Source organism: Aeromonas lacus, from assembly GCF_000764665.1.
GTDB lineage: Bacteria > Pseudomonadota > Gammaproteobacteria > Enterobacterales > Aeromonadaceae > Aeromonas > Aeromonas lacus.
In genome coordinates, this window is sequence record NZ_JRGM01000064.1 from 1 (window position 1) to 2450 (window position 2450).

Sequence of the window (2450 nt, forward strand, 5' to 3'; positions counted from 1 at the left end):
CCCAATAGACAAGCTGGTACTATCAGTTATTGTACTGCCTTCTGGTGTTCGTAAACTAGCAGTCAAAATTGCCGGACTACTTGTTTGATGTACCCCAATAGCCTGAACTATATTATCGGCTGGATTTGCATTACGAGTGAACACATCTGCTGAATCACTTACCCAATGAAGACCTCTAAAGTCACTAACATTTTTTTCAGAACCATCACTCAGTAACGCCGTAACAGCATAGGTTTGAGCCCCTCCAGCAGGTACTGTATCAGACACATCGTTGTCGATACGCAAGCTACGCATAGCGACATCAGTGACTGTCAACTGCCCAATACCTGAAACGGGATTGCCACTTACAGGGTCAATGAAAGTTGCAGTGATAACGGCAGGTTCAGCAGTGACTTCAAGACCATGGGCAACAACGAATGAGCTTCTACCTGTAATACTGACTGCGGACGTATTCGAGTTCCAGTGCACCAAAGATGTTAGATCGAAAGTCCCATCAGTAAAGCTCCCCACGGCTCGATAACGCTGGGTCAACCCCTTAGCGATACTTGCGTTTACAGGGACGACATCTAGAGATTGTAGCTGTGCTGAGGTTACTTCAAGAGCAGCAGAGTTACTGTTCATACCCAAGTAACTAGCAGTCAGTAGATAGTTTCCTTCCTCATGACCGTATGCAACACCATCTGGGCTGATAGGTGCGCCAGATATATTGTCAGTCGCCCATACAATACGCCGACTTACATTTTGCGTACTCTCATCGGAAAAGGTCGCGATGGCTTGATAGCTTTGGGTTGTACCACGAGGAATGGCGCTATTGACCGGATCTATAACCAATTTGGTGAGCATGGCGCTGGTAACAGACAGTGAGACAGGCTGGCTTTCAATACCATCCATAATCGCAGTCAGCAGCACGCTTCCAACATTATTACCTTGTGCAACGGCATGCTGACCAGCCTCAATGGCAGGTACAACTGTTGCAATGTTAACGTCACTACTGACCCAACCAGCTTGGTCAGAGAGATCTATCACTGAGTCGTCAGAGTAAATCCCTGTCACTGTATAATCTTGTGTCGTTCCCTTAGCAATTGTTGCCTGTGCCGGATCGACTTGTACCCTGGTCAGGGTCGCATCTGTAACCGTGATGGTAGCTTCATTACTATTCAATGCACCACGATAGCTAGCGCTAATATGGGCAGAGCCCTGCACCATAGCTTTTACATCCCCAATACCAACGATGCTAGCTACGTTTGGATTATCACTACGCCAATTGACCAGACTGGTCATGTCCTGAGTAGACTTATCAGAAAACTCCCCAATTGCAGTAAAGGTCTGATGAAGCCCCTTTGGAACAAAGGTTTCGCCAGCAGGATTGATGTGCAATGCAAGTATTTGTGCGTTGGTAACCGTCAGTGACGCAGAATTGCTTTCAATATTTCCTATTGTTGCTCTGACTGTGGTCACACCTTCCGAATTGCCCATTGCAATTGCTTCACCGTCCTGAACAGAAATGGTAGCGACAGCAGTATTAATACTGACCCAATTAACATTTTCACTAACATCTTGAGCCGTACCGTCAGTGTAAAAGGCGATTGCCTTGTACTCTTGTATGGTTCCAACAGCAATGCGAGCTTCAACTGGAGTTATTTGCAAGCGAGCCACGAAGGCATCAGTTACGCGTATTGGTACGATATTACTGTCTAATTCAGCATAGCGAGCCACTAGACTCATGGAGCCAAGATTAAGGCCTGTAACCAACCCGAGATCTACACCAGCGATCTCAGGATTACTACTAGTCCAGTTTGCAATATCTGTCACATCTACCACATCACCATTTTGATAGGTGGCAAGCGCTTGATATTGAATCGTGCTACCTTTTGGCAACACCTGTTCCATGCCCCCATCTACTGGATTTTTAGGAATAATCTGGAGGCTAATTACGATATTGGGTTCTGGCTTTCCACCATCACCGTCTAAAAGACCCACATCACTGCCATTACAGGCAATTAGGAAGATACTTATCAAAAAAACAAAAATAACTCTAAGCATAGGAGTCATACTCAGTAATTAAACATGTTGGATACTACAACTTCTACTCTGCGATTTTTTTCTCGCCCCTGAGAAGTTCTGTTATCAGCAATAGGTTGTACTTCACCATATGATCTAATGGTAATACGTGTAGGAATTACGCCTTTACTAACAAGGTAGTCAGAAACAGCTAATGCTCTTCGTTCAGACAGCTTTTGATTGTAGATTTCACTGCCAGTATCATCAGTATGCCCAGTAACTGAAATCACTGTGCTAGGGGCTGTTAACGTACTTGATAGTATAAGATTTAAATCCGATATCGCAGCGGGTTGCAATTTTGCAGAGTTGAAGGAAAAAGCAGTATCCGAATGTAATATTAGCGGTGTGGGCTGCACGTTATATATTTTTTCTTCCGTTGTGGTCTCAAC

At 44.8% G+C, this 2450-nt stretch carries 2 protein-coding genes; both read right to left on the reverse strand.

Going from position 1 to position 2450, the window contains the following annotated elements; genetic code table 11:
• Positions 1–2043 (reverse strand): Ig-like domain-containing protein (locus tag LG31_RS20850; RefSeq protein ID WP_193354220.1); only part of this gene is annotated, 2043 nt, incomplete at its 3' end.
• A gap of 11 nt (positions 2044–2054) precedes the next feature.
• Positions 2055–2450 (reverse strand): OmpA family protein (locus LG31_RS20340; protein WP_152598336.1); only part of this gene is annotated, 396 nt, incomplete at its 5' end.